General features: G+C 48.0%; 4 protein-coding genes. 2 read left to right on the top strand and 2 right to left on the bottom strand.

The features are described 5' to 3' along the window. Together ACRC27_RS14165 and ACRC27_RS14160 are read right to left on the bottom strand one after the other, a co-directional pair. Positions 1–2,296, bottom strand: a 2,296-nt coding sequence (locus ACRC27_RS14165) for a PAS-domain containing protein (protein WP_438640174.1), incomplete at its 3' end; no start/stop codon positions are given. Between the two features lie 83 nt (positions 2,297–2,379). Further along, a complete protein-coding gene (locus ACRC27_RS14160; protein ID WP_438640173.1) occupies positions 2,380–3,519 on the bottom strand; it encodes a 3-phenylpropionate MFS transporter in 1,140 nt (379 codons plus the stop codon). A 196-nt stretch (positions 3,520–3,715) separates the two neighbouring features. Here ACRC27_RS14160 and acs point away from each other — a divergent pair, with 196 nt between their 5' ends. Both acs and ACRC27_RS14150 read left to right on the top strand, forming a co-directional pair. Continuing rightward, the gene (acs, locus tag ACRC27_RS14155; RefSeq protein WP_438629548.1) at positions 3,716–5,680 is read left to right on the top strand and encodes an acetate--CoA ligase; all 1,965 of its coding nucleotides are present in this window, start codon (positions 3,716–3,718) and stop codon (positions 5,678–5,680) included. A 55-nt stretch (positions 5,681–5,735) separates the two neighbouring features. Continuing rightward, complete coding sequence (locus ACRC27_RS14150; RefSeq protein ID WP_438623675.1) at positions 5,736–6,047, top strand: DUF485 domain-containing protein; 312 nt, start codon at positions 5,736–5,738, stop codon at positions 6,045–6,047. Positions 6,048–6,099 lie beyond the last annotated feature (52 nt).

Here is a 6,099-nt window from a genome sequence, read left to right as displayed (position 1 = left end):
GGGTACGTGCTTGTACTCGCGCTTCAAGGGATTCATTGGCATCACGCAATGCATTTTCAGCTTCAATAAAGGGGGTGATATCAGTGAAACTCATGACAAACCCGCCACCCGGCATCGGGTTGCCCTGAAGTTCAATGACCCGGCCATCCGGCCGGCGGCGGGCAGAGCGGTGTGCACTACCTTGTTGCATGTGTGCTACCCGTCTGCGGACTTGCTCTTCAATGCTGCCTCGGCCACATAACCCTTGCTGTGCGTTATAGCGGATAATGTCTTCAATTGGCCTACCTACGTGGATCAATCCAATCGGGAAGTTAAACAGTTCAAGATAACGACGGTTCCATGCAACAAGCCGCAGTTGTTTATCAATAACACTGAGCCCCAGATCGATATGCTCAATAGAGCCTTGCAGCAAGGTACGTGAAAAATCAAATAATTCAGAGGCTTCATCAACAATGGTCGCGACCTCTTCAAGCTGCATATCGCGCCCCTGCAAGGCAGAAGAGAGAACCAGACGGGCTGAGGATGCACCGAACACACCCGCAAGTAAGCGCTCACTATGGCGAATAAGCTCGGCGGAGGCAAAAGCACTTGGCGTAAAGACTTGTTGGCGCTGATCGGCAAAACGCATAAACGCTCGACGGGCCCGAAATTGCCCTAAAAAACGAGCGATTAAGGTCTCAAGCTCTTCGAGCGTCACGCGGGTTTGGTACAGAGTATGCGTATCGCTCTCTTGAGTGGGTAAACCAATGAAGCTGGCAGCTTGTAAGCGCTCACTAATTGATGCGCGGGTCATCAGTGAAACGACAATATAAAGCCCAGCATTGATCACTAAACTTAATAGAGCCCCCCAATCAGCTAGACTTAGTGAATCGGTCAGCGCCCATGCAGGTGGTGTGATGATACGCAGTAAAATATTATTATCCGCCGTACCAGCCAGCAGGTTGGTCTGCCCAACGAGAGCCAGTAACCAGAGTAAAAAACCGCTGATTAACCCGACATATACACCTTTTCGGTTGCCCTGTCGCCAATATAACCCGCCGATCAGGGCCGGTAAAAATTGGGCTACGGCAGATAATGAAAGATAGCCGATATCTGCCAGTGCGGGGATCTGATCAATGGCCAAATAGCAGGCCCACGCCAACAATAGCAATACGGCGATAGTGATCCGCCGAACGTTCAGTAATAAGCCCGAAAATTGCGGATACGTTCGGTGTGAGAAACGCTGCTGGCGTAGTAACAGCGGTAAAATCAGATCATTACTGACCATAATTGCCAATGCGATGCTCGATACAATGACCATGCCCGCCGCGGCTGACGCACCACCTAAAAAAGCCAGCATACTTAATGAGGGATAACCAAAAGCCAGTGGTAGGTTAATCACATAGGTATCTGGCAGTACTTCCGGTGGCAATACTGCCGCACCAATCAGGGCAATAGGAACAACAAACAGGCTCATCAGCAGTAAGTAAAATGGGAATACCCAACGGGCGACATGTAAATCCTGTGGCTGAGAGCTTTCAACAACCGTGGTATGAAATTGACGCGGTAAACAGATCACCGCACTCATGGCCAATAACAGGTGAATGCTGAAACTGCCGATATGGGTTGGTGTCATCGAAATATGATCGGGGAGCTGCCAGCTAATTTGCTGCTGACTGGCCAGCCAGACAATCCCCACGCCCACACCGAGAAAAGCAACAAGCTTGACCAGTGACTCAAACGCGATGGCCAAAACCACGCCCCGATGATGCTCTGTCGCATCAATATTACGAGTACCAAACAGTATGGCAAAGATACTGAGTGCCACTCCAACTAACAGTGCCAACTGATTATTGCTTAAGTGTGCAATAACTATCAGGTCGGGAGCCAGAATGGTGAGACCCGTGCTGATAGCTTTCATCTGTAGGGCGATATAAGGCAGTACACCTGCCACAGAAATTAAGGTAACCAATACGCCAATGGTTTGAGCTTTGCCATAACGGGCGGCAATAAAATCAGCAATCGAGGTGATGTGTTCACGCTTGGCAATCAGGATCATGCGGGCCAGCATTCGCCAGCCAAACAAAAACACCAACATCGGGCCAAGGTAGATAGGAATAAAGGAGAAGATGTCGCGACTGGCTTGACCGACAGTGCCAAAAAAAGTCCACGAGGTGCAGTAGACGGCAATCGAAAAGCTATAAATGAGCGGACGCCAAGCGGAACTGCCGCGGTAATACTTATCACCCAGCCAAGCGACTAAAAATAGCAGCCCTAACCACGCGAGTATGACAGGAACAACAATCCATCCTTGCATTGCTTTTGCCTTATCCTTTGGCGTTTACCGTATTGTATGCGTAATAACCGCATCCGAAAATGAGATTATTACGCATTAACGCGTTACGCAGTGGTACGTGAAGGGCGCAATAAAATGGCCGGAATCGCCAGTAACGCCATGCACCAAAATACGTTGCTGCCTAAATACGTATATAAATAACCCGAAACCACCGTCATCACCGCAATACCACCGCCAGTCACCAGTGCGGCATAAATTGCTTGCAGGCGGATAGTGTGACTCTCAGGCTGCTCGCGGATAAACCGAATTGATGCAACATGACATAACGCAAAGGTCATTCCATGCATCAGCTGGATAACAATTAGCCCCGGAAGTATCTCCACTTCGGCCAGTAATCCCCAGCGAACAAAAACACAAACCGCGCACAGCAGTAAGATCCGGCGAATTGACCAACTATCAAAAAAGCGGCCCGAAAAAGCAAATACTGCAATTTCGGCAATCACACCGACTGACCACAACATGCTGATGATTGTCGTGCTGTATCCTAATTCCTGCCAATATAAGGTACTAAAAGCATAATACGCGGCATGAGAACCCTGCAACAACGTCACACAAAGCAAAAGTTTGACCACATCCGGTGATCGCAATACATCTGTAAAACTCACCGACTGCTGCTGTTTGGTCACTTTCTCTGCCGGAAGAGTTGTCGGCGTCTGCCACCAACAAAGGTTCATCACCACCAAACCAACTAATAACCCCCATAGGGCGGCATGATAATCGGTATAACTGATAAGCCAACCAACCAGCGTCGAACCGGTAATAAAAGCAAATGATCCCCACAACCGGGCTCGGCCATAATCCAACCCAATCTGGCGCTGCCAGGTATTTGCCAGAGCATCACCCAGCGGAATTAACGGCCCGTTCATCAGGTTAAACAGCACCATGATGATAAACAGCCATCCAACATATTGCTGGCCAACTAAAAAACCTGCCGCACTGACTAAACTCAATCCACCTAGCAAACGCAGGGCATGAATCAATAATCCAGCGTGCTTTACGCGCGGCGTAATAAATAAATTACCAATAAAACGGGCTATCAGCCCAACACCCAACAATAGACCAATATTCTCTGCTGACTGCCCCGTTCCCGATAACCATAAAGACCAAAAAGGTAAATAAATTCCATACGTTAGGAAATAGGTGAAAAAATACACACCCAGCCATAACGGTGATGACAGTGTCATCTGCGCACTCCTCGCACAATCGAAAGGGGTACTCTGACAAAGCACCTGTACTGTTGCAACCGGTTGCACTGTTTTTTCTCTACTTTCTAAACTGCATCGACTTAACGACTCTCATCCCAAAGTCTAATTGTGATCGCCCTCCTTTAAGTTCACATTTTATTAACACCAGAGATTGACCAATGCCAAGGAGAGCCTTATGAGTCACACGCATCTACATCCGGTAATGCCACAATTTTCAGCCAATGCGCTGATCAACCAACAGCAATATCAAGAGATGTACTCCCAGTCAGTGCAAAACCCAGACAATTTCTGGCGCGAGCAAGGCAAGATTGTTGACTGGATCCGTCCTTACCAGAGCGTAAAAAATACCTCCTATGATTCTGGGCACGTCAGTATTCGCTGGTTTGAAGACGGCACACTCAATCTTTCTGCTAACTGTATCGACCGACACCTTGCCACTCGTGGAAATGAAACCGCCATTATCTGGGAAGGAGATAATCCTGCTGAAGATAAAAAAATTACCTATCGACAACTCCATCAGCAAGTGTGCCAATTTGCCAACGCACTTAAAGCGCAAGGCGTGCGTAAAGGTGATGTTGTCGCTATTTATATGCCGATGGTTGTGGAAGCCGCCGTTGCTATGCTGGCTTGTGCACGTATTGGCGCTATTCACTCGGTTGTATTTGGTGGTTTTTCTCCTGAAGCACTCTCAGGACGCATTATTGACTGCAAAGCCAAAATGGTGATCACTGCCGATGAGGGTTTACGCGCAGGAAAGTGCGTACCGTTAAAGAAGAATGTTGATGAATCACTGACTAATCCAGAAGTAAAAACCGTTGAGAAAGTGATCGTCTATCAGCGTACCGGCAATCCAGTTGCATGGCACAACCACCGCGACTGTTGGTGGCATGAACTTACCGCTGATGCTTCCACTGACTGTCCACCTGAAGAGATGAACGCAGAAGATCCACTATTTATTCTCTACACCTCAGGATCAACCGGAAAACCTAAAGGGGTATTACATACCACCGGTGGATATCTGGTCTATGCCGCCATGACATTCAAATACATTTTTGATTACCACCATGATGATATTTACTGGTGTACCGCCGATGTAGGCTGGGTAACTGGCCACTCCTACCTGCTGTATGGGCCACTGGCCAACGGCGCGACTACCTTAATGTTCGAAGGTGTACCTAATTATCCGAACGTTAACAGAATGGCTCAAGTTGTTGATAAGCATCAGGTCAGCATCCTATACACCGCCCCAACTGCAATTCGCGCATTAATGGCAAAAGGTAGCGCTGCCATTGAGGGCACATCGCGCCAAAGCTTGCGTCTACTAGGTTCTGTTGGTGAACCCATCAACCCAGAAGCATGGGAATGGTACTACCGCATGATTGGCGATAGCCAGTGCCCGATAGTTGATACTTGGTGGCAAACCGAAACCGGTGGCATTTTAATTACCCCACTACCAGGGGCTACTGCCCTCAAACCGGGTTCGGCAACCCTGCCATTTTTTGGCGTACAACCGGCTATTGTCGACAATATGGGCAATATCCAAGACGGTATCTGTGAAGGAAATCTAGTACTGGTTGACGCATGGCCAGGGCAAGCTCGTACGCTATTTGGTGACCATGACCGCTTCGAACAGACTTACTTCTCAACCTTTAAAGGCATGTACTTTACTGGGGATGGAGCACGCCGTGATGAAGATGGTTACTACTGGATAACCGGCCGTGTTGATGATGTCCTGAATGTTTCTGGCCACCGTCTGGGAACTGCTGAAATTGAATCTGCCTTAGTTTCACATCCAAAAATCGCTGAAGCTGCAGTGGTTGGCGTGCCACATGATATCAAAGGCCAAGCAATCTACGCTTACATCACCCTCAATAGCGGTGAAATAGCCAGCGCAGCCCTGCATGCCGATGTGCGCGATTGGGTACGTAAAGAGATTGGTCCGATTGCCACTCCCGATGTATTGCACTGGACAGACGGTTTACCAAAAACACGTTCAGGAAAAATCATGCGCCGTATCTTGCGAAAAATTGCTGCAGGGGAAACCAGTAACTTAGGCGATACCTCAACCCTTGCTGATCCAAGTGTTGTTGAACGACTGATCGAGCAGAAAAATCTACTACTCACAGAAGCGGCACAATAATACCTAACAACAAAACAAACCGATGTTCACCCTATGTTCAAAAAGGAAGAGCACCATGAACGAAAATGTCTATCAACGGATTGAGCGTAATCCACATTTTCAAGAGTTAGTTCGTAAGCGTCAACGCTTTGCTTGGACACTCTCTTTGATCATGCTGGCCTGCTATTTAGGGTTTATTTTATTAATTGCCTTTGATCCGGCATGGCTAGGAACGCCCATCAGCCCAGACTCAAGCATTACACGCGGCATTCCCGTTGGCGTTGGTATTATTTTTACCGCATTCATCTTAACGGGAATTTATGTTCAGCGAGCTAATGGCGAATTTGATCAATTAAACCAAGAGATATTAAATGAGGTGAGCAAATGATACGCCGCAGCCTGCTCGGGATTAGCCTCTATAACCTATTATCACTGACAAC

Origin of the sequence: Plesiomonas sp., from assembly GCF_051650925.1 — a bacterium.
Lineage (GTDB): Bacteria > Pseudomonadota > Gammaproteobacteria > Enterobacterales > CAMTGL01 > Plesiomonas.
The sequence above is the reverse complement of the archived record's forward strand: the minus strand, read 5'-3'. Positions and strand labels throughout refer to the sequence as shown.

What these genes read in the sequence shown, in the direction of transcription:
- ACRC27_RS14150 (WP_438623675.1), top strand. Translation starts at nt 5,736, where the DNA reads ATGAACGAAAATGTCTATCAACGGATTGAGCGTAATCCACATTTTCAA.
- ACRC27_RS14160 (WP_438640173.1), bottom strand. Translation starts at nt 3,519, where the DNA reads ATGACACTGTCATCACCGTTATGGCTGGGTGTGTATTTTTTCACCTAT.
- acs (WP_438629548.1), top strand. Translation starts at nt 3,716, where the DNA reads ATGAGTCACACGCATCTACATCCGGTAATGCCACAATTTTCAGCCAAT.